At 35.9% G+C, this 21048-nt stretch carries 21 protein-coding genes; 12 read left to right on the forward strand and 9 right to left on the reverse strand.

Features of this window, described 5'->3' with window-relative positions; translation table 11 throughout:
- Positions 1-85 precede the first annotated feature (85 nt).
- Complete coding sequence (locus PMI_RS06510; RefSeq protein WP_004243069.1) at positions 86-400, forward strand: BON domain-containing protein; 315 nt, start codon at positions 86-88, stop codon at positions 398-400.
- A gap of 651 nt (positions 401-1051) precedes the next feature.
- On the opposite strand, the gene ompW is transcribed toward PMI_RS06510, so the two are convergent.
- Positions 1052-1693 (reverse strand): outer membrane protein OmpW, encoded by a 642-nt coding sequence (gene ompW / locus PMI_RS06515; RefSeq protein WP_004248133.1) that lies wholly within the window; start codon positions 1691-1693, stop codon positions 1052-1054.
- A 443-nt stretch (positions 1694-2136) separates the two neighbouring features.
- Here ompW and PMI_RS06520 point away from each other — a divergent pair, with 443 nt between their 5' ends.
- Entirely contained in the window at positions 2137-2898 is a 762-nt protein-coding gene (locus PMI_RS06520; protein WP_004243072.1) for a YciC family protein, read from the forward strand.
- Positions 2899-3030: 132 nt separating this feature from the next.
- Here the strand turns inward: PMI_RS06520 and PMI_RS06525 are convergent, their stop codons facing one another.
- The gene (locus tag PMI_RS06525; protein WP_012367971.1) at positions 3031-4815 is read right to left on the reverse strand and encodes a SulP family inorganic anion transporter; all 1785 of its coding nucleotides are present in this window, start codon (positions 4813-4815) and stop codon (positions 3031-3033) included.
- Positions 4816-5120: 305 nt separating this feature from the next.
- Here PMI_RS06525 and PMI_RS06530 point away from each other — a divergent pair, with 305 nt between their 5' ends.
- Together PMI_RS06530 and yciA are read left to right on the forward strand one after the other, a co-directional pair.
- Positions 5121-5774: a septation protein A gene (locus tag PMI_RS06530; RefSeq protein ID WP_004243074.1), complete on the forward strand. Its 654-nt coding sequence runs from the start codon at positions 5121-5123 to the stop codon at positions 5772-5774.
- Between the two features lie 73 nt (positions 5775-5847).
- Positions 5848-6279, forward strand: coding sequence for an acyl-CoA thioester hydrolase YciA (gene yciA / locus PMI_RS06535; protein ID WP_004243075.1), 432 nt, complete (start codon positions 5848-5850; stop codon positions 6277-6279).
- A 98-nt stretch (positions 6280-6377) separates the two neighbouring features.
- Here yciA and tonB read toward each other — a convergent pair whose 3' ends face one another.
- Together tonB and PMI_RS06545 are read right to left on the reverse strand one after the other, a co-directional pair.
- Positions 6378-7103 carry a TonB system transport protein TonB gene (gene tonB / locus PMI_RS06540; protein ID WP_012367972.1) on the reverse strand — a complete coding sequence of 242 codons (726 nt, stop codon included), beginning with the start codon at positions 7101-7103 and terminating at the stop codon, positions 6378-6380.
- 115 nt (positions 7104-7218) lie between these two features.
- Positions 7219-7398 (reverse strand): YciY family protein, encoded by a 180-nt coding sequence (locus PMI_RS06545; RefSeq protein WP_004248137.1) that lies wholly within the window; start codon positions 7396-7398, stop codon positions 7219-7221.
- A 307-nt stretch (positions 7399-7705) separates the two neighbouring features.
- Between PMI_RS06545 and cls the strand changes: the two genes are divergently transcribed.
- Together cls and PMI_RS06555 are read left to right on the forward strand one after the other, a co-directional pair.
- Positions 7706-9166 (forward strand): cardiolipin synthase, encoded by a 1461-nt coding sequence (gene cls / locus PMI_RS06550; protein WP_004248139.1) that lies wholly within the window; start codon positions 7706-7708, stop codon positions 9164-9166.
- A 107-nt stretch (positions 9167-9273) separates the two neighbouring features.
- The gene (locus PMI_RS06555) at positions 9274-9603 is read left to right on the forward strand and encodes an HI1450 family dsDNA-mimic protein (protein WP_012367973.1); all 330 of its coding nucleotides are present in this window, start codon (positions 9274-9276) and stop codon (positions 9601-9603) included.
- Between the two features lie 147 nt (positions 9604-9750).
- Here PMI_RS06555 and PMI_RS06560 read toward each other — a convergent pair whose 3' ends face one another.
- Positions 9751-10287, reverse strand: a complete 537-nt coding sequence (locus tag PMI_RS06560; RefSeq protein WP_004243080.1) for an Ail/Lom family outer membrane beta-barrel protein — start codon at positions 10285-10287, stop codon at positions 9751-9753.
- 352 nt (positions 10288-10639) lie between these two features.
- On the opposite strand from PMI_RS06560, the gene gloA2 reads away from it, so the two are divergent.
- Complete coding sequence (gloA2, locus tag PMI_RS06565) at positions 10640-11029, forward strand: SMU1112c/YaeR family gloxylase I-like metalloprotein (RefSeq protein ID WP_012367974.1); 390 nt, start codon at positions 10640-10642, stop codon at positions 11027-11029.
- Between the two features lie 88 nt (positions 11030-11117).
- Here gloA2 and PMI_RS06570 read toward each other — a convergent pair whose 3' ends face one another.
- Positions 11118-11420: a putative quinol monooxygenase gene (locus PMI_RS06570; RefSeq protein ID WP_004251042.1), complete on the reverse strand. Its 303-nt coding sequence runs from the start codon at positions 11418-11420 to the stop codon at positions 11118-11120.
- Between the two features lie 440 nt (positions 11421-11860).
- Between PMI_RS06570 and leuE the strand changes: the two genes are divergently transcribed.
- On the forward strand, positions 11861-12529 hold the full coding sequence (gene leuE, locus PMI_RS06575) for a leucine efflux protein LeuE (protein WP_004243084.1): 669 nt from the start codon (positions 11861-11863) through the stop codon (positions 12527-12529).
- 350 nt (positions 12530-12879) lie between these two features.
- Complete coding sequence (gene ttcA / locus PMI_RS06580) at positions 12880-13800, forward strand: tRNA 2-thiocytidine(32) synthetase TtcA (protein WP_004243086.1); 921 nt, start codon at positions 12880-12882, stop codon at positions 13798-13800.
- 314 nt (positions 13801-14114) lie between these two features.
- On the opposite strand, the gene zntB is transcribed toward ttcA, so the two are convergent.
- Positions 14115-15098: a zinc transporter ZntB gene (zntB, locus tag PMI_RS06585; protein ID WP_012367976.1), complete on the reverse strand. Its 984-nt coding sequence runs from the start codon at positions 15096-15098 to the stop codon at positions 14115-14117.
- 364 nt (positions 15099-15462) lie between these two features.
- Between zntB and PMI_RS06590 the strand changes: the two genes are divergently transcribed.
- Positions 15463-15795: a DUF4377 domain-containing protein gene (locus PMI_RS06590; RefSeq protein ID WP_004248145.1), complete on the forward strand. Its 333-nt coding sequence runs from the start codon at positions 15463-15465 to the stop codon at positions 15793-15795.
- A gap of 292 nt (positions 15796-16087) precedes the next feature.
- The gene (locus tag PMI_RS06595) at positions 16088-16648 is read left to right on the forward strand and encodes an outer membrane beta-barrel protein (RefSeq protein ID WP_004243090.1); all 561 of its coding nucleotides are present in this window, start codon (positions 16088-16090) and stop codon (positions 16646-16648) included.
- Positions 16649-17003: 355 nt separating this feature from the next.
- Here PMI_RS06595 and PMI_RS06600 read toward each other — a convergent pair whose 3' ends face one another.
- Complete coding sequence (locus tag PMI_RS06600; RefSeq protein ID WP_012367977.1) at positions 17004-18623, reverse strand: peptide ABC transporter substrate-binding protein; 1620 nt, start codon at positions 18621-18623, stop codon at positions 17004-17006.
- A 225-nt stretch (positions 18624-18848) separates the two neighbouring features.
- Here PMI_RS06600 and tpx point away from each other — a divergent pair, with 225 nt between their 5' ends.
- Positions 18849-19352 carry a thiol peroxidase gene (gene tpx, locus PMI_RS06605; protein WP_004243092.1) on the forward strand — a complete coding sequence of 168 codons (504 nt, stop codon included), beginning with the start codon at positions 18849-18851 and terminating at the stop codon, positions 19350-19352.
- A 99-nt stretch (positions 19353-19451) separates the two neighbouring features.
- Here the strand turns inward: tpx and tyrR are convergent, their stop codons facing one another.
- Positions 19452-21017, reverse strand: coding sequence for a transcriptional regulator TyrR (gene tyrR, locus PMI_RS06610; RefSeq protein ID WP_004243093.1), 1566 nt, complete (start codon positions 21015-21017; stop codon positions 19452-19454).
- Between the last annotated feature and the right edge of the window lie 31 nt (positions 21018-21048).

Here is a 21048-nt window from a genome sequence, read left to right on the forward strand (position 1 = left end):
TGCACATACTTTATATAGGGTATACAGCTTTAGGTTTTCTATTCAGTAGTACTCAATCAATAATGTCATTATAAGGAGTTTGATAATGAAACTATGGGCAAAAATTTCTACCGTATTAGCGGCATTACTTATGGCCATGACTTTATCTGCATGCTCTCCAACGGCAACATCAGAAGGCACTGGGGGATATTTTGATGACTCGGTGATCACCACTAAAGTAAAAACAGCTTTAATTGGTGAGAAAAACCTAAACTCAACACAAATTAGCGTTGAGACATTTAAAGGTAAAGTTCAGTTAAGTGGTTTTGTCTCTTCACAGGCTGATGCAAATCGCGCCATAGAAACCGCACGTAAAGTCACTGGCGTTAAAGGTGTCATTAACTCAATGGTTATCCGTTAAGCTATTTTTTATAAGTCAGTAAGAAAAAAGCCACTTCGGTGGTTTTTTTCTTGTCTCATCTAAAGCATTCCACACTCTTTGGTATGAAGATCAATTTTTGACAAATTCTCTGTTTTACTAAAATTAGCCGTTTCTTTTTTACGGGTAAAATACCCCAAAAAAAACCGTTAAAACTAAAGTTATACTTATCTTTTTTCGATGTTATTTTCACCACACTGGTGACTTTCACTTAAATTTGATGCGACCATCATTTTCTTAATAGTACTATTCAATATCAGTAATAATATTTTGGCCGATTTAGGCGCTATTTTTTAATTATTATTAGGCAATATCATGGGCATATAAAACATGCAAATAAAATACATCTATAAATTCCCATTTATGCAAGACAATTAAATGCTCATCGAGAATAGTGATTATTTTTTTAACTAATAAAAAATATAAAGATGTATTTTTAATGCACTATTAAAATATACCTCTATTATTTTAGTTATAATCAGCTAAGCCTTAATACACATAATAGAGGTAATAAAATTTTTTAGTCTAAACACGATCACTGTAGATAAGCAATTATGATTAACACAGATAAAAAAAAAGCGGAGCCACTGCCCCGCTGATACTTAATAGCATATTCTGTTATTGCAAGAATAATTAGAAACGATAACCAACACCGAACATAAACACAAATGGGTCTAAGCGAGTATCCACTTTATAGTGGTTTCCATCGCCATCTTTAAATTTGACATCGGTTTCGATATTCATCCACCAAACAGAAGCGTTCAGCATCCAGTTTTTATCTAGGTTATAGTCTAAACCTGCTTGTGCTGCGAAGCCCCAAGAGTTTTTAAGATCAAGATCATTTAATCCAAGTTTGCCTACCGCTGGATTATTATTGAATTTTTCATCAAAGAAGGTCGTAAAGTTTAGACCAGCACCTAAATAAGGGCGTAATTTATCTTCAGCACCACCAAAGTAATACTGTGCCATTAATGTTGGTGGTAAATGTTTAACTTTAGCAATTTCGCCCACACCAGTTAAAGAAACTTTATGCTCAAAAGGTGTTGCTGCTAATAACTCAACCCCAATATTATCAGTTACCATATAACCAAAGGTTAAACCTAATTGAGTGTTGTTATTAGCATCAAAATGCCCACCTAATATAGTATCTGAACCTGTATTAGGACGAACTGTTGCAGTACCCGCACGGAATAAAAAATCACCCGCTTGATGAGCAAAAGAAATAGACGGTGCAAGTGTTGCAGCCGCTAGAATAAGCGCAGAAAGTTTTTTCATTATTTAACCCATTCCTGTAATAAGTAAAATCTCCGCTAAAATATACCCATTAATAAGTAATTATGATCTAATGCCGATCACAACTTTGGAATTATTTTTGCAGAAAGTGTTATTCCTCTCTTTATTATTTATGATGCTGATTATTTATAATTGATCCACATCAAATTTAGCATTAATACAATATTTTCTTATAATTAAATTTATTGTTTTTAAGAATCATTAAATAAAAGAACCTCATTAAAAGATGATATTTGACAACATCGTTATTTAATTGTTAATTTAATGTTTCATCTGATTTGATTATTTAATTTTCATTCACCAAACGAATGAAAAAAACCTTTCAATAACAATAGCTATAGAAATAACAGAAATGATCCCTTTTTGTTGTCTTAAAAGGTACAATATGTCCCATTGACTTAGTCTATTTGTATAGGAGCAGTTTCATGCCTACCCCGGCACGCACAATCTACCGTGATAGTCTTAACTTTTATAAAAATGAACAACGTAGCATTATCACGCTATCTGCAGTTTTGGCCCTCATTTTAGCTGTCATATATCTATTGGTTGGCCCTAATGCACAAGAATCACAAATAATTAATGACTTTATTATTAATTTTCAAAAAACCAGATTCGCTGATGTCTCACCCGCTGAATTAGAAGCGATGAATAACAGTGTTATTGGGGTATTTCAAAAGGTCTTACTGGTCTATGTTTTTGAGCTTTTTCAGCAAAGTATTCTGGTTTTAGTGATTTTAATGTTGGCAATGGCACTTTCTGCCGGTCATAACGTGACATTGAACCAAACGTTTAATGCCAGCTTACCCCGTTTACCGAAGATGTTTCTGCTAATTTTGCTCTGCTCTATTTTAATTAGTGCAGGCTTTATGTTGATTATCCCTGGTATCATTTTATTAGTGGGATTTGCACTAGCGCCAGTCGTACTGGTACGCCAACAATCTATTGGTAGCGCAATACGTCTAGGCTGGAAAATGGGCTTTGGTGAATCAGGGGCGCTGATCCCTGCCTTAGGAATTTGGATTTTATTACAATTTGGGATTGGCTTCTTAAGCAATATTACGGGTGAATTGCCTAACATGATCCACAAATTTTTATATTATTTTTTAAAGAATATTACGTCTGCATGGATGATTATTTATCTATTCCGTCTGTTTATGCTGACTGAAAATAAATATATCACCAAGTAACCCCCTCGCAGCAAACAATGCCGCGCTAATGTGATTAATAGATTAGCACGGCATTGTTATTAACATAATCATTTAAAAATAATCAATTAACCTTACACACCTATCCAGCCACTAAACCCCATGTTATTCATTCTATCCCCTCGTTTCCGTATCCCTGATGAAAGTGGCTTGGTTATCTTCAGCAAACGGCACTTGTTGTTGCTGTTTGTGTTTTTCTTTTATTTGTTGTCGACTTTGATATAAACGAATAACAAAATAGAGATCGGGGGCAATAATTAAATCATCATCATTGATAGTGATCTTGTTACGTGCAATCCAACGATTTAATTCTGTTCTGCGCCCAGCCAATACCAATTTAACGCCTTTGATCCTAAGCTCTCTAATTAGCTCATCAATAACAGCAAAAACACTCACATCGTCATAAGTAAAACTTACGGTAGCATCAACCGCTAACCATGCAGGACGTTGTGGCGCGCTGTCCACTAGCTGTAGTACCCGCTTTTTAAAATAGCCAACATTGAAATAGGTTAAGGGGGAATTAAAACGATACATCATCAATCCTGATATCGATTCAATGCCGTTACCTTGGTTGATTGAGTGGATCATTCCTTGTTCATCAACACCTAATAACTGATCACTTGGGCGGAATACAATACGTAAAAATTGCAATAACCCAAGTAACACAGCAAAACCAATGCCGTTAATCAATCCCGCTAACAACACCGCTAATAAAGTAAACGTTGCTAAGGTAAAAGCTTGTCGATTTCGTTTACGATAAGACCAAATATGACGAATACTTAGCAATGACCAAGAGGAAACAATCAGCACAACGCCTAAAGAAGATAACGGAATGTAGGCAATAAAGTCGGTCATAAAAAGCAACACAACTAAAATGACTAACGCAGCCACAATAGAGACCAATTGTGTTTTACCGCCAACAGAATCATTCACCGCAGTACGGCTACTGGCGGCACTTACTGCAAATCCTTGCGAAAGTGCCGATGCGATATTAGCAATGCCTAATGCCTTTAATTCTTGGTCGGCATCAACATCATAACCATTTTTGCTAGCAAAACTTCTTGCCGTCATCATAAAGCTAACAAAACTAATCACCGCAAGGTTAATGGAAGGAACAATTAATTCACGAAGTGATCCAAGATGAAAGCCACTCATTGAAACGATGGGTAAAAAGAGATCACCGTTGTCTGCTTCTTTATCAACAATAGCAATCCCATAATTGACTAAATCAAATTGCCAACTTAAATAGGTCATCACCACCATAGCAATTAACGGAGCGGGCCAACGTTGTCTAAAATGACGAATACATAATAGTAATGCTAAGGTTAGCGCCGACATCAACAGTGTTGGCCAATGTGCTTCTTTTAATCGAAAAGGTACTTCAAGTAATTTTTCAATTAAATATTCTGGGGAGGTGGTAAAACCAAATACTTTACTCAATTGCCCCACCATGATAGTGATGGCAACGCCATTTAATAGACCTTGTAATATAGGTCTAGAGAGAAAGTCCGTAAATGCGCCAAAGCGAAAATGACTCGCAAGAATGCACCAAAAACCGGTCATTGCAGTCATTATAATGGCCAGTTGCCAACGGGTATTTTCATCCCCCGCAGAAAGAGGGATGACAACTGCGGCTATCACGGCACAAGTTGCAGCATCAGGGCCAGTAATTAATTGGCGTGAAGTGCCAAATAAAGCATACATGATCATGGGTAAGATACAGGCGTATAATCCCACAATGGCATTGATACCGAGTAATTCGGTATAAGCGATAGCAACAGGCAATGCAACCGCAGCAACAGAAAGCCCTGCTTTAATATCATATCCAAGATATTCACGCTGATAATTAAACAATAAGCCTAATCCAGGCATCCATTTTATTATTCTTTTTCCGTTCATTGATTTCCTCTTATCTGAATTACTTTTTCGCGCATTCATCAAAAAGTCGCGTGAAGAGATAATGGCTCAATGAATCATATACTAGAGTGATGTTTTAATCTCCTACCATAATCAATACTTTATCTTTAAATGACGCAAGATTAAATTAAACCTTATATTCAATGAGTTAATCTAATATAAAACCGCCATATTGTGATAAATAAGCCTGATCTTATTAAAGATATGCAATTGTTTACCCTTTTCATGTCGCTTTGCATTAGAATAACCTAGTTTATAAATTTAACGACAATAGGTTTCTATCGGTTATGAAAAACGGCTGGCTTAAGCAATTACTTGATTTCGCTCCACTATTAGTGTTTTTTATCTTTTATAAATGGCAAGATATTTTCTATGCTTCTGGCGCATTAATTGTAGCAACATGGATCTCAGTCGGTTTAACATGGCTTATTTTCCATAAAGTCGAAAAAGCACCACTGATCACCGCAATCGTTGTAACGATATTTGGTACATTGACTATCGCTTTCCATTCAGATGTCTTTATTAAATGGAAAGTCACCGCAATCTACGCCATTTTTGCGCTAGTGCTTATTGCGATGCAACTCTTTACGCCGAAAACATTAATGGAAAGAATGCTAGGTAAAGAATTAGCGATGCCAGCGACTAATTGGAAAAAACTCAATATCGCTTGGGTACTGTTCTTTTTAGCTTGTGCGCTGGGTAATCTTTATGTCGCATTTTCTTTATCTCAAGAAACTTGGGTAAACTTTAAAGTCTTTGGGTTAACAATATTAACCTTAATCTTTACTGTGATTAGTGTTGTGTATATCTGGAACAACCGGTTACCCGAAGAAGAGACGAAAGAGGAATCAACAGAAAGTCATACATCTGAAACATCAGATAACGGAACAACATCAACATCTAAAGTATTACATAAAGATGTGACATCTAAATCTGAATAATGACCTCTATTTTATCGGGAGACTGCCTCAAGGGAGTCTCCTTAGTTTTAACATTGATAGATAGTATTTCCCCATGACTGAACAACAATCTTTGCCTAATGGTGAGCTAGTATTACGTACGCTTGCCATGCCAGCTGATACTAACGCCAATGGTGATATTTTCGGTGGCTGGATAATGTCTCAAATGGACATTGGTGGTGCCATTTTAGCGAAAGAAATTGCCTTAGGTCGCGTTGTTACTGTAAGTGTAACAGGCATTACCTTTCTAAAACCTGTTGCCGTTGGCGACGTCGTTTGCTGTTATGCTCGTTGTTTAAAAACCGGTAACTCTTCAATTACTGTTAATATTGAAGTGTGGGTTAAAAAAGTAGCAACCGAGCCGGTAGGTCAACGGTATCGTGCCACTGAAGCCGTGTTTACTTATGTGGCAGTCGATGAGAATAATAGTGCTCGTCGCCTACCTGAAGGTAAAACAAATTTTACCTTAGCAAGTACCATGGAATAACCTTTTTAAGCTCAATAAAACCAACAAAAAAGGCACTTATCAAAAGTGCCTTTTTTATCATTGAGTGATGTGAAGCTTTATCAATCAATGGCTTCTTATTAACTTGCAGAAACACCATCTATATTAAAATCAATGATAACCACTTTACCTTTATAAGGGATTTTCTCATAACGCCATTGACGCATTGCTTTTCTCACTTCGCGTTCAAAGACATTTTTGGGGTTAGCAGAGAGAATTTCTACATTATCTACCCGTCCATCGGCATCGATATCAAAGCGTACTTTTATTGACCCCTCAATACCCACAGCCTTGGCACGAGGAGGATAGATAGGTAACCCTTGGCGAAGCACATTAGGTACTTTTCCTTCCCCTTGGCTAGTTGTCGCAACAGGCTTTTCCTCACCTTTATTACTCGGTGTAGCGTTGGGATTAAGATTTTTCATCTCATTTCCCTTGTTCAGCGCCAATGGCTGTTGCTGTGGCCGTTCGACAGGTGGCTTTGGTTTTTCCACCGGTTTTGGCTTAGGTTTTGGTTTCGGTTCGGGCTTCTTCTCTATCGGTTTTTCAATCACCGGTTTTACATCTGGGATCGGTTCTGGTTCTGGCTCAGGTTCTGGCTCGACAACAGGCTCAGGCTCCGGAGGCGTCACCTCTTCAACTACAGGCTCAGGCTCTCCTACTGGCTCATCTGCAGCAAAGGCTAGCATCTGTATAGAGATAGGTTCTGGTGCAATTGGCTTATCTTCTACAACATACAGTATGGCAGCCGCAACAAGCGAGGCATGCAAACACAGTGATATAAATACCCAAAGCTTAAAGCGCATAACTGATCTTATTTCACCTAAACAAAAAATAATGCCTCTAGTTTAAATGCAAATAGCAATCATATTCAATAACGTTTATCAAAATGATTGCTATAACAACTAAAAAAGCTAAAGATCAATTTAGTTCGGTGTATTGCACGAACAACAGCGCTCTATGTTTTCTAGAAGTATCAAGCTTACGCATTTGGTAAATACGTAAGTTACGGCGTGATTGACCCTCTAACCAACGGCGACGGCGACGTAACGCTTGTCTCATCATTCGCCAACGTGCCACTTCATTCCTGCTATGTCTCATTGCAATCAATACCTATTTTTTCAAATAAGTGGTGTATTATAGGACGTTCATTTTATGATCCAAGGGGGGATTGATAATTTGCCTTATTTTTTATTTATGCTTTATACCTTTCTCTCAAAAATAAAATGTATCAAAATAAGTATATAGCGACTTATTTGATGTTTATCTCTTACCAGAGAGATTTGACAGAGAAAATAATCCTGATTTAATAACAACATTTGGCAAATAATAGAAATAATGAACTATTGTTAGTAAATTGCCTCCGACCTATTCATGCGATTCTTTTTCAACGGAAAATAGCTTTACTATGACAACATTTTATACTGTATTAAGTTGGCTAACTTTTTTCTTCTATTGGCTATTGATCGCAGGGGTCACATTTCGTGTCCTAATGCATCGACGACCTGTCACCTCAACGATGACATGGCTACTGATTATTTATATCCTTCCTTTAGTCGGTGTTATCGCCTATTTTGCCTTTGGTGAACTTCATCTTGGTAAACGCCGTGTCGAACATGCTAGGCAGATGTGGCCTTCCGTAGTTGCATGGCTTGAAGAATTAAAAAAATGTAAACATATTTTCGCTAAACACTATAGTGATGTTGCGGAGCCCATTTTTCAGTTAACCGCTAAACGCCAAGGTATTAATGGTGTAAAAGGTAATAAGATCCAGCTACTAACAACTTGCGAAGACTCATTAAATGCCATCACGCGTGATATTAATAATGCGCGCGATAATATTGAAATGGTGTTTTATATCTGGCAATCCGGAGGATTGGTAGAGGAAGTCACTGAAGCCCTTATTCAAGCGGCTAAACGTGGTGTAAAATGTCGCATTATGGTGGATTCTGCAGGAAGCCGTAGTTTCTTTCGCACCAATGGCCCTGCAAGAATGCGAGCCGCCGGCATTGAATTTGTCGAGTCATTACAAGTCAATCTGTTCCGTTTCTTCTTGCGTCGTATGGACTTACGTCAGCATCGTAAAATAGTATTAATTGATAACTACATTTCCTATACCGGCAGTATGAATATGGTCGACCCACGCTATTTTAAACAAGATGCGGGTGTCGGTCAGTGGATTGATATTATGGTCAGAATGGAAGGCCCTGTTTCTACGACACTGGGTATTATTTATGCCTTCGACTGGGAAATGGAAACCGGTGAACGCCACTTACCACCGCCACCAGATAACAATATTATGCCATTTGAACAAGCAAATGGGCATACTACACAGGTGATTGCCTCAGGTCCCGGCTTTCCTGAAGAACTCATTCAACAATCATTAATTACGGCCATCTATTCAGCCAGAAAAGAATTAGTCATGACAACCCCCTACTTCGTGCCAAGTGACGATCTGGCTCATGCCATTTCAACTGCCGCTATGCGTGGTGTTGATGTCAGTATTATTGTGCCACGAAGTAATGACTCTTTCCTGGTACGTTGGGCAAGCCGAGCCTTTTTTACTGAAATACTTGAGGCGGGTGTAAAAGTTTTTCAATTTGAAGATGGCCTATTACATACAAAAAGTGTAATGGTTGATGGTCAACTGAGTATGGTTGGCTCGGTTAACCTTGATATGCGTAGTTTATGGCTTAATTTTGAAATAACTGTTGTGATTGATGATGAATGTTTTGCTAGTGATCTTAGCATCGTACAATATGATTATATTGCACGTTCAACACAACTTACTCTTGATGAATGGGAAAAACGTCCATTTATGAATCGGGTGTTAGAACGCCTTTGTTATTTCTTTAGCCCACTTCTCTAGAAAGAGTGATACAATCAGCTCAGTAATTATATCAACAATAAAATAGTTAGCGAAAACAGCTAACTATCGATATAAATAGCGCGACAATATTGACATAATTTATAGGCATGACCATGAACCAACCAACCTTAATCAGTGAAGAAGAAGCTTTAGAACAAGCCTATGATCTCTTTTTAGCGCAAGCCGCTGATAATCTTGATGTAGCCGATCAGCTGCTTTTTAATTTACAATTTGAAGAACGAGGTGCGGCTGAAGTTGTTACATTAGGGAATGATTGGCAATTTATTGTCGGTTTACCTGTTTCATCAGCCCGGTTTAGTGAAGTGATTATCGGTCTTGCACCGGATGAAAACGCCGATATTGATGATATTTTTGGTCGTGTATTAATTAGTCGTGATCCCCTGCAACCCATGTACCATATTATTTGGAAATCTTAACTTCTTAATAACCACACAATTTGTCTGTTTAACTACACTGGCGAACTTATCAATTTTAATTTGTTTAAAAGTAGCTTATATAAAGACTAAAAAGGTCGCAAAAGCGACCTTAAAAAATATATTGACTATCGTGTGTGACACCTTTGATTAAAAACGATAACCGATACCCACTACCCAAGTAGTAAAATCAATATCATATAGTTTGGAGTATTCATAAGAAACATCAATAGCTAAGTTAGTGATTGGGTTTACTTGTACACCTAATCCATAAGCCATTGATATCTTATTTTCTTTTTCTCTTTCATCATAGTAGTGAAAGTCTTCATGAAAATAGCCAAAACCTATTAATCCATATGCACTGACATAATTGTTAAGGCGGTAACTTGGACCTGCCGTTAACGAATAGTAGCTAATCTTTGAAGTACCTGCATATCCCCAATGATCATAACCATCATTTTTATTTTTTGCATATGAAAACGAACTGATAACGCCCCAATCATTAGCTACTTCATGATTATATTTTAAGTTAATACCTTTAAGGTTATCATTTATTAAATCTTCATCGACTTTCAATTTAGATTTAGCATACCCTATCGACACTGTATTTTCTAATGTTGCATAAGCATTAAAAGAAAGAGTAGAAACAACGAGTATTGAAGTTGAAAGCAAAAAATTAAATTTCATTTTTATTCTCTATATAAAATAACAAAAAAACTAAAAAAATTATATTTTTTATGAAGTTAAGCATCTTTAAACAATAAAAACGATACAATAAAAAACATTTATTATAAAGAAATTCTTATTAATAAAATGAAAATAAAATCTCTCTATTTAATTAGAGTAAACTTATATTATTTTTATCCACCATTAAGTAAATATTAAGAATTGTTATTGTTTTTGATTATTCTAAATTAACCAAAATATAAAAATAAAAAATCATACGCTTATATAAAATATATATTATTAAATCTATTATTTTATGCTATCTTTATAGCATAATTTATCTTATGTTATTTTTTTATTAGTTGAGTTATCAATGTTAAAATTAAATAAAATTCATCATGTGGCGATTATTTGTTCTGATTATAAGATCAGCAAACATTTTTATTGTCAAATACTGGGGCTTAGCCTATTAAATGAAAAATACCGTGAAGAAATACAATCTTGGAAAGCAGAGCTTGCGTTAGGTACAGTCTACCAAATTGAATTATTTAGCTTCCCAGATGCGCCAGCACGCTTAAGTTACCCAGAAGCTCGTGGTCTACGCCATGTGGCATTTGCAGTGGACGATCTTGATGCTTCAGTTGCTTATTTACAACAAAACAATATTCAATGCGAGCCAATACGTCTAGATCCTAGTAGCCAAAAACGTTTTACCTTTTTTCAAGATCCCGATGGCTTACCTTTAGAGCTTTATTCAATATAGTTCACAACATATAACAAGGCCGCAATAAATAATGCGGCCCAAATTAATATATTATTTATTAATACGTTAAAATATAGACATAAAATGATTAATCTATATTTTTATCAAATACACTATTGACTAAAGTGATTTTTGACTCTGCTTTTGTATATTGTTTAATCATCGGAATGATGCGACGAAAATGTTCACTATTACAATGAATATCTAGTGCTTCTTTATTTGGCCATGATTCAATAAAAATAAAGTGACCGGGATCTTTCTCATCAACAAATAAATCATAGCTAATACAAAGTGCTTCTTGTTGGCTAGCTTTCACCAATTCTTGGTAAAGTGGTAAGACCGTTTCTATTGATCCTGATTTAATAAAATCTTCTGCAATAACCTTTATCATAAATATCCCTTACTATTAATATAGAATGGTGATGAGCTACTATTTACTATTATAGAGGTTATATTATGATTAAAAATAATAGAAAAATTCAAACATAATACCGCCCAAACCAATAGGGTTTAATGGCCCAAAAAGACCAATAGGTAGAAAAGTGGTTGCCATGATCTATTTCCTTAGTTTTATATGCAAGTGTATACGTTGCTATTATTTTTGATAAAAATAGATAAATCAATAAGATAAACTCTACTTTTTAAGATAATATTTACCCTATTCACTTTTGTTCTGTATCACGATGCTCTTCCCCCCTATTTTCTACTAAAAAACAACTTACTTTCTGTATAAAAATCATTATTTACGAATAATTATGCTAAAAGTGTATAAAAATAGGCGTTTAAATTTTTCTGTTTCTCTTTATATAATAACAGGTCAAAGTTTATATCATGTACAGTAAAAGTATGGGGGTTACTGTGTGGCTTGAACAATTTGGAGTGCTCAATATTTGGACATATCTTGCGGGTATGTTCTTTATTATTATCGTCCCCGGCCCTAATTCCCTTTATGTGCTTAAAACCAGTGCATCAAGAGGAGTTGGTGCAGGTTATCGAGCCGCATTAGGGGTTTTTATTGGCGATGCTATCTTAATTTTCTTAGCATTTATCGGTGTGGCATCAGTTATTAAAGCCTCTCCTGTGCTTTTTACTATTGTCCGTTTCTTAGGTGCTTTTTATCTACTCTATCTCGGTATCAAAATTATTCATGCTAACTTCTTTGCCAAAAAGCAAAGCCATACTGAGACAAACTGTATTCAAGAACATGTATTTCGTAAGGCATTAACATTAAGCTTAACCAACCCCAAAGCGATTTTGTTTTATATCTCCTTTTTTGTGCAATTTATCGACTTTAACTATGCACATACTGGTTTATCCTACTTGATCTTAGCTTCTATGCTTGAAGCATTTAGCTTTGTTTATCTCTCTTTTCTTATTTTTGGTGGTGTAGCATTGGCGCGTTTCTTCGGTTCACGTAAAAATATCGCTAAACTGGGAAATGGTATTGTTGGGCTATTTTTTATGGGGTTTGCCACCAAACTTGCCACACTCTCCTCTTAAATAGACGTCCTTTAGTGACTTAAATAAGAGGCTGTTGTTATCAATAGCGATTATCTTTGTAGTAATCGCTATTTTTCCCCCATTACTATCTTGATCAGTAAGTCAGCCCCACAGGGTGGCGATTATTTTACTTAGCAGTTTCGAAATGCGCTATGCTTCTGTTATCATTGTCCGCTTATCATTTCCTTGCAATAAGTGGTGATTAAATTTTGCTTTTTAGCTTTATTCGTTTAAACGCATAGATATTATGTTATTCCGATAAAGCACCTCACGCAACAAATTGAAAATAAAGCAGAAAACCTCTTTAAAGTAAGTTAAAAAACCTTAGCAACGATATAGAACCGTAAAAAATGAGCATCCCAAAAGAGCAATATAATTTTAACAAATTACAAAAACGCTTACGCCGTAACGTTGGGCAAGCTATCGCTGATTTTAATATGATTGAAGATGGCGATAAAATCATGGTGTGCCTTTCTGGCGGGAAAGATAGCTATACTCTCCTATCTATCTTAATGAATTTGCAAAAAAGCGCGCCAATACAATTTTCCTTAATTGCCGTTAATTTAGATCAAAAACAACCGGGCTTCCCTGAACATATTTTACCTGAATATCTTGAGCAACTGGGTGTAGAGTATAAAATTGTTGAAGAGAATACTTACGGTATTGTAAAAGAGATCATTCCAGAAGGTAAAACCACCTGTTCACTTTGCTCTCGCTTACGTCGTGGTATTTTATACCGTACAGCCACCGAAGTTGGGGCAACAAAAATTGCTTTAGGTCACCATCGTGATGATATTTTAGAAACGCTGTTTCTGAACATGTTTTATGGTGGAAAGCTAAAGGGCATGCCACCTAAATTAATGAGTGATGACGGAAAACATATCGTTATTCGTCCATTGGCTTATGCCCGAGAAAAAGACATTGAACGTTTTGCTCAAGCAAAAAATTTCCCTATTATTCCCTGTAATCTTTGTGGCTCTCAACCTAACTTACAGCGCCAAGTGATCAAAGAGATGCTAAGAGATTGGGATAAACGTTACCCTGGGCGCATTGAAACCATGTTTAGGGCAACCCAAAATATTGTTCCGTCGCATCTATGTGATACCCAATTATTTGACTTTGCTAATATCAAACAGGGTGATGAGATTATTAACGGCGGTGATCTAGCATTTGATAAGGATGATATTCCAACAAGCCCTATTCTTTCCGATGATGAAGATGAGCGTCCTGATTTTAGCCAAGCTAGATTGGATGTTGTTGAGGTAAAATAAGCATAGCCAGTATTATCCCTAGCAAACCATCGTCGTTGCGCTGGGGTTTAATATGCTTTACTTATGACGAAAATAATAAGCAAAAAAAAACCGATGTTTATTTAACATCGGTGTAATAATGGTCAATTATTCTGTATTAAGAACTCAATATGAGAAAAACTACAATTATGGAGCACAACGTTCATCGCTCAACGTTGTATTCACCTGCGAGAGTTATAATGCCAGATGTTGGCATTTAAAAAATTGATATATCTCAAACAGAGTTAGAGAATTCTTTTTTAAATCCATTTAGTTACGATTAATTTGCTGAAATTTCACAACCACCTACTACGCTTTAACCACCAAGCAACAATCACAATCAAGAAAAACAGTGAAAAGCAAAATATAGCAAAGCCATAAGGAAATTCATTACCGGGGATCCCCCCTAAATTAACCCCAAATAGTCCTGTCAAAAAGGTCGTGGGCAAAAATAGCATCGCCATTAATGACATGGTATATGTTCGCCTGTTCATCGCATCTGCCATCATTGAAGTAATTTCATCAGCAATAACGGCTGTACGAGAAATACTACTATCTAAATCTTCTAATCGACGCGAGAGACGTTCTGATATTTCAACCAAGCTAATGCGATCACTGTCGCTCATCCAAGGTAATTTTTCGATAGAGAGTCGGGAGAATACATCACGTTGTGGCGCCATATAACGACGTAACACAATCAGTTGCTTACGTAGCAATGCCAATTCACCTCGAGCCGGAATTTGCTGATCGAGGATCATATCTTCCAACTCAATTAATTGGTCATGAAGTGTTTCAACAAAATCACCTATTTCATCTGTCACTGCATCGGCCATAGTGATCAACCAACTACCACTATTTTCTGGACCATCACCCACTTCTAAAGAGTGGATCACCGAATCAACGGAATTAACGCGACGATGTCGGCTCGAAATAATCATTTGACCATTAATATAAATACGATACGCAATCAGTTCATCCGGCCGATCATCGGGGTTGTTATTAATCGTTTGCAAATTAATAATAACCCCTTCCCCGATACGCTGTGCCTTAGGTCGAACATTTTCAGCTAAAAGCACATCTTTTGCGATAGGAGGAAGTAACTCAGTCTGATTAATCCACTGATCACTTTTGGGTTTACGATAATCGAGATGAACCCAAAAAGGCCTTTCATTACTTGCTATGCTATTAGCCGTGATCGGCATAATTCCGCCATGCCCATTAAGCTGAGCCATATAGATAGCATCAGAATCTTCGATTATAGCGTTATTGACACTTTTCATTATTCGTCCTCCTTGATACCATCATTTAAAATATAATTTTATGCTTTTTTCTAAAATCATGTAAACAATCAATAATATTGCCTTTATTTGATTATGTTGCAAGAGGTTAAATCAAGCCACTATTTAGCCTAGATTAACGCCATCACATCCTTCCATCTACAACAACATTATTGAGTAAAATATTTTCTACTTTAAGATTTTTACACTAAAATAAGCATTAATTATTAGGTTATGATAGATTTTTCAATATATGCCTATATTTAGGTTATCGATTAGCACTAGATATTAGTCATAAAAATGAAATTTACTTAAAATAAACGCAAATATTTAATTAATTTGTCGCCCCTGAAATAAGGCTACTAATATGAAAAAGTTTCTCACCATTCCTTTATTTTTACTTTTAGCAGGATGCAATACAGCGACAGGAACCAACACCCAAGTTATGAACGATTCGACAAAAACACTACTTATTGACTCTCAGCTTTATGATTGTGTTGGTGTTGCGCCAATGAAATGCATGAAAGTAAAAGAATTACCTGCTGGTGAATGGTCTCTCTTCTATCAAAATATCGAAGGATTTGATTACCAAGCGGGAACGCAGTACAAAGTAAAAGTCAAAGTTACAGATATTCCTAATCCTCCTGCGGATGCACCAAGCATCAAATATACACTGGTTGAGATCTTAGATAAAAAGTAAGTAACTCACTAGCTAAACAATGGATTTTCGGATCCATTGTTTATTTCGCTATTATTACGCTTTCCTTTAGCTATAAATTATAAATAAGATCCAATAATAATAACGATTATTTATAAAATATCTTATATTATCTAAAATTATAGTAATTACCCTTCTATTAATACCAAAATAATTTCTTTTAACTCAATAAGAATGCTAGTTTTTTTTAAGAATCATTCCAAAGAAATTAACTTGAAATATGTTATTAACTCACTAAAAATATCGCCATCTCCAACAAATTAGATACGCGATAATGAAAAAAAATCTTATTTTATTTATAAGCTTTATTTTACCTTTCTCTCCATCACTACATGCTTTTGAGAATAATCAGGCAATTTATGGCGGTTACATATATGGAAAAATAAAAAACCACAAAGCAAATGGTGCAATAATAAGTTATCACTATGGATCCGATATTCACTGGGGAATGTTACTTTCATTACTGCATATCAAGTCAACACATCAAAGCCATTTTATAGACGCTAGCTCACTTAAGCTAGGCACAAAAGATGAACATGCAAAGGTTTCTGCATTATTAATAGGCCCAACGTATCGAATTACACCTTCTTTGGCTATCTACGCCCAAATGGGGCCTAAAAAATTAAAATATCGAGTTGATAAAAGTTATTCAGGCGTTGCGGTAACCGATACCATTATCGTCGACACCACCAATGTGATGTTTCAAGCGGGTATTGATTATAGCCTTAGAAAAAATGTAGGCATTAATCTTGGCTATTTACATTCAGATACTGAGTCAAACAAACATAATATTAGACTAAATAGTATCCAATTATCCTTAGGCTATCGTTTTTAATGTTTTATAAATATGCGATAACATAAGTTAAAAATAATCTTATCAATTTTATTTGTTGTTAAAATACGTTTACTGACCACTGAAATTATAATTATAAAGCTATATTAAGTAGTTATACCTATAAATAAAAAGTATAAATTTATACTTTGCATCAACTGCACGATTAGTCAAAACATTCATGCAAAATTATATTAACATAATTTTGCAATGTTTATTCCTTTTGAGTCTCCTTCTGTTTCATAACAGAGGGATTTTTTTTCTCTATCTCTCTTCCCCTAAAAAAAAGTACGCAATAATCATTACGTACTCTTTGCTAATATTTTGGCTTTCTTATCTTATTGCCTGTAACACTTATTTAATGCTTTATAACATACAGCATATGGCTATAAGCGACATCTTCAGGATTCTCAATGGGATAACCTTTTAGCCAAGGTTTGATTAGACGACCATTAGTATACTGATAGATAGGGGCAATAGGCGCCTCTTCCGCAATAACCTGTTCTGCACGATTATAGAGACGATTTCTTTCCTCTTCATCTGTCGTCATATTGGCTTGGACTAAAATCTCATCATATTGCTGGCTCTGATATTTTGGGATATTTCCAGCATGCTTAGAACCTAATAAAGATAAAAATGTGGAGGGTTCATTGTAATCGCCTATCCATGACGCTCTTATCACATCAAAATCACCTGAATTACGACTATCAATATAAGTTTTCCACTCTTGATTGCGTAAGTTTACCTTTACGCCTAACTTTTTCTTCCACATAGAAGCGACAGCAATGGCGATCTTTTGATGATTTTCTGAATTATTATAAAGCAGAGAGAGAGTTAAAGGATTATGAGGACCATAGCCGGCTGCTGATAACAATATTTTTGCTTGGCTATCTAATTCATCCTGACTGTATTCATCATATAGTGTTGGCTCAGGCGTAAAATTAGCCGTCACATCAGGAGTAAAGCGATTCGCTGATTTTTCTCCAGTACCAAGGACTTTGTCAGTAATAATTTTTCTATCAATTGCCATAGCTAACGCTTTGCGAACCCGAATATCTTTGGTAGGCCCTGCTTGTGTATTAAATGCATAATAGTAAGTACCTAACTGCTCAGGGATATACACTTGATCAGGAATATCTTTCATCAATTTGTGATATAAGTGTTTAGGAAAAGACTCTGTAATATCAATATCCCCAGCTAAATAACGTTTAGTCGCTTGTGATTCATGATTAATAGGCACAAAAGTGACTTTGGTTAACACCGTATTGTGGTGATCCCAATAGTAAGGGTTTGGCGTTAACACAATTTTCTCATTCACAACGCGATCTTTTAGTATAAAAGCCCCATTGCCGACTAAATTACCTACTTTGATCCATTCTGAACCGTATTTTTCGATTGTGTGTTTAGGTACAGGATAAAGTGAAAAATTGGTCGCTAAACTAGGGAAATAAGGAACAGGTCGTTCTAAGGTAACTTTTAACGTTTTTTCATCAATGGCTTCCACACCTAACGCGGTTGGTTTTAATTTACCATCAATAATTTTTTGGGCATTCTCAATAGAAGCTAGGGATGCATACCAAGCAAAAGGAGAAAGATTTTTTGGATCAACTAATCTTTGCCAACTATAAACAAAGTCAGAAGCCGTCACCTTTTCGCCATTTGACCATTTAGCATTATCACGTAATGTAAAAATCCAAACCCGGTTGTCTTCTGTTCGCCATGATTGTGCCACTCCAGGAATGGGACGCCCTCGCTCATCTTCTATCACTAATCCTTCAAATAAGTCTCGTTGAACTTGAGCCTCCGTTAAACCTACGGCATTAATGGGATCAAGTGATGCGGGTTCATCTTTTAAATGTCGCACTACTTCCTGTTTTTTGTCGAGTATCGTTCCTGATGGCACCACTGCCGCATTAGCCTGTGATATGAGCAATCCTTGAACGACAAGTGCACATGATATAACGAATATTTTGCGCATGTCTGTTTCGTCCTGTAGTCTATAAGCGAGTTAACTTAATAATTATAAAAGCCTGATAAAAAGGCACAATCACTGATTGCAAAAATTTTATCAATTTTACCGTTTTCACTCTTTTATTTTAGAGATGTAGACAAATTTTAATCATGGTTACGCATTAACGAATATTATCGTTAATAATTTAGTATTAATAATGGTTAGTTCAATAAGTAACAAAGGAGAACAACAATGGCACATCAAGTGACTTTACAAGGTAATGCGGTGACTTTAGCTGGAAATTTCCCCACTGTAGGCCAAAAGGCAGCCGATTTTTCTTTAGTGGGTAAAGATCTAAATGATGTTTCTTTAGCGCAATTTGCCGGCAAACGTAAAGTATTAAATATTTTCCCAAGTGTAGATACTGGTGTTTGTGCAGCGAGTGTTCGCCAATTTAATAAAGTCGCCAACGAATTAAATAATACCGTTGTACTGTGTATTTCAGCAGATTTACCTTTTGCTCAAGCGCGTTTTTGCGGTGCTGAAGGTTTAGATAATGTTGTCACATTATCAACAATGCGTGGTGCGGAATTTAAAGAAAACTATGGTGTCGCGATTACGTCAGGTCCTTTAGCGGGATTAACTAGCCGTGCTGTGATTGTACTTGATGAAAGTAACAACGTTATCTACACCCAATTAGTTGATGAAATCACCACTGAACCTAATTATGACGCAGCATTAGCTGTACTAAAATAATTGACAATAACGTTATTCATACCGAGTAATGTAAAAAACAAACGGGCTAATATAGCCCGTTTATTTAAATAAAAACCATTAACACATTGTAATATAATATTATTTCTCTGTTTTATCCGCTTTTTTACTTGTTAAATCATATTCACGTAATTTATTTGCGATCGCGGTATGAGAAATACCTAAACGTTTAGCCAGTTTACGTGTACTTGGATAATCACGATATAAACGCCTTAAAATAGAAGCTTCAAATCGCTTAGTCATTTCATCTAACGAGCCTTCAAGCAAATCTTCATCAAATAAAGTATCCGCAGTATGCTCAGGCAAGGCGATATCTTGAGGTCGCAATGTATTGCCTACTAACTGAGCCATGGCTTGATAAATTGTATTTCTTAATTGACGAACATTACCAGGCCAGCCATATTGTACTAAATAAGCAGATAAATCAGGGGAAATAACAGGTTTTGATGCTTTCTGCTCTAAACAATATTGATTAATAAAATGCAGTGCTAACGGCATGATATCCGCTTTTCTTTCCCGCAACGGTGGTAGAGTTAATGTCAATACATTAAGTCGATAGTAGAGATCTTCCCTAAATAGCCCTTTTTGTACTAATTCCCATAAGTTTTTTTGTGTTGCACAAATTATTCGAACATCAACTTTAACTTCGTGCTCTTCACCAACACGACGGAAAGTACCATCATTTAAAAAACGCAGGAGTTTAATTTGCATTTGTGGCGACATTTCGCCAATTTCATCCAGCAAAACAGTGCCTCGATTGGCTTGTTCAAAAAAGCCTTTTTTACCTTCGATAGCATTAGGATATGCACCTGCCGCATAACCAAATAACTCACTTTCAACCACATCATCAGGCATAGAGGCACAATTGAGGCCTAAAAATGGCTCTCTGGCTCGAGGACTTAATAAGTGGCAAGCCTTAGCAAATAGATCTTTGCCCGTCCCCGTATCCCCCACTAATAATAAAGGATCATCCATTTTTGCCATTTTCTTAGCGCGTTCAACTAATTGTTTCATGGGGGTGCTAACAGCAATAACTTGTTCAAATCCCGAATTATCATTAACAATTAATTTCGGATGCTCATGAATTATTCCGCGATATTTCAATAAAATGAGTGCACCAACACAATGATTAAACTGATTATCATCAGTCAGTTTTATTGGCACAATCTCCATATCAAAATGTTGTTTTTTTAATTTGATGGAGATAATTTCAGCATGAGGATCTTTTTGTTCTAACCAGCGATGGATATTAAAGTTAGGTATCAGTTGGTTAAAAGATTTTTCATTTTTATCATTTTCATCTAATTCAAACAGATGCCGTGTAGCTGGGTTTAATAACTTAATTTGACCTTTGGTATTAATAGAAAAGACAGGGACAGGTACTGATTCTAATAGTGTCCACATAGCTCGATGCTCTTGCTCTGATGGCATAAAAGCCACAGTACGAACATCGATAACCCCCTCAATTCTTCTGATTTCAGCCATTAAAGGTTGAAATATATTAAAATCGATTTGCGAAAAATTTAGATAAATAAGACCAATAGGAAAGATTTCAATTCCACGCAAATCGATATTTTTTAATACAAGCAGATCGAGTAATTCGCGGGTTAACCCGATGCGATCTTTACAGGTAACTTCTAAGCGCATTTTAAACCTTCTTAATACTGAGTGCCCCTGA

Source organism: Proteus mirabilis HI4320 (assembly GCF_000069965.1).
GTDB classification, from domain to species: domain Bacteria; phylum Pseudomonadota; class Gammaproteobacteria; order Enterobacterales; family Enterobacteriaceae; genus Proteus; species Proteus mirabilis.

Coding starts and splice junctions, on each gene's coding strand:
- PMI_RS06510 (WP_004243069.1), top strand. CDS start 86: ATGAAACTATGGGCAAAAATTTCTACCGTATTAGCGGCATTACTTATG.
- zntB (WP_012367976.1), bottom strand. CDS start 15,098: ATGAAAAGTGTCAATAACGCTATAATCGAAGATTCTGATGCTATCTAT.
- PMI_RS06600 (WP_012367977.1), bottom strand. CDS start 18,623: ATGCGCAAAATATTCGTTATATCATGTGCACTTGTCGTTCAAGGATTG.
- tyrR (WP_004243093.1), bottom strand. CDS start 21,017: ATGCGCTTAGAAGTTACCTGTAAAGATCGCATCGGGTTAACCCGCGAA.
- PMI_RS06590 (WP_004248145.1), top strand. CDS start 15,463: ATGAAAAAGTTTCTCACCATTCCTTTATTTTTACTTTTAGCAGGATGC.
- PMI_RS06520 (WP_004243072.1), top strand. CDS start 2,137: ATGCCTACCCCGGCACGCACAATCTACCGTGATAGTCTTAACTTTTAT.
- PMI_RS06560 (WP_004243080.1), bottom strand. CDS start 10,287: ATGAAATTTAATTTTTTGCTTTCAACTTCAATACTCGTTGTTTCTACT.
- yciA (WP_004243075.1), top strand. CDS start 5,848: ATGACTGAACAACAATCTTTGCCTAATGGTGAGCTAGTATTACGTACG.
- PMI_RS06555 (WP_012367973.1), top strand. CDS start 9,274: ATGACCATGAACCAACCAACCTTAATCAGTGAAGAAGAAGCTTTAGAA.
- gloA2 (WP_012367974.1), top strand. CDS start 10,640: ATGTTAAAATTAAATAAAATTCATCATGTGGCGATTATTTGTTCTGAT.
- tonB (WP_012367972.1), bottom strand. CDS start 7,103: ATGCGCTTTAAGCTTTGGGTATTTATATCACTGTGTTTGCATGCCTCG.
- PMI_RS06545 (WP_004248137.1), bottom strand. CDS start 7,398: ATGAGACATAGCAGGAATGAAGTGGCACGTTGGCGAATGATGAGACAA.
- leuE (WP_004243084.1), top strand. CDS start 11,861: ATGTACAGTAAAAGTATGGGGGTTACTGTGTGGCTTGAACAATTTGGA.
- PMI_RS06525 (WP_012367971.1), bottom strand. CDS start 4,815: ATGAACGGAAAAAGAATAATAAAATGGATGCCTGGATTAGGCTTATTG.
- PMI_RS06530 (WP_004243074.1), top strand. CDS start 5,121: ATGAAAAACGGCTGGCTTAAGCAATTACTTGATTTCGCTCCACTATTA.
- cls (WP_004248139.1), top strand. CDS start 7,706: ATGACAACATTTTATACTGTATTAAGTTGGCTAACTTTTTTCTTCTAT.
- ttcA (WP_004243086.1), top strand. CDS start 12,880: ATGAGCATCCCAAAAGAGCAATATAATTTTAACAAATTACAAAAACGC.
- ompW (WP_004248133.1), bottom strand. CDS start 1,693: ATGAAAAAACTTTCTGCGCTTATTCTAGCGGCTGCAACACTTGCACCG.
- PMI_RS06595 (WP_004243090.1), top strand. CDS start 16,088: ATGAAAAAAAATCTTATTTTATTTATAAGCTTTATTTTACCTTTCTCT.
- PMI_RS06570 (WP_004251042.1), bottom strand. CDS start 11,420: ATGATAAAGGTTATTGCAGAAGATTTTATTAAATCAGGATCAATAGAA.
- tpx (WP_004243092.1), top strand. CDS start 18,849: ATGGCACATCAAGTGACTTTACAAGGTAATGCGGTGACTTTAGCTGGA.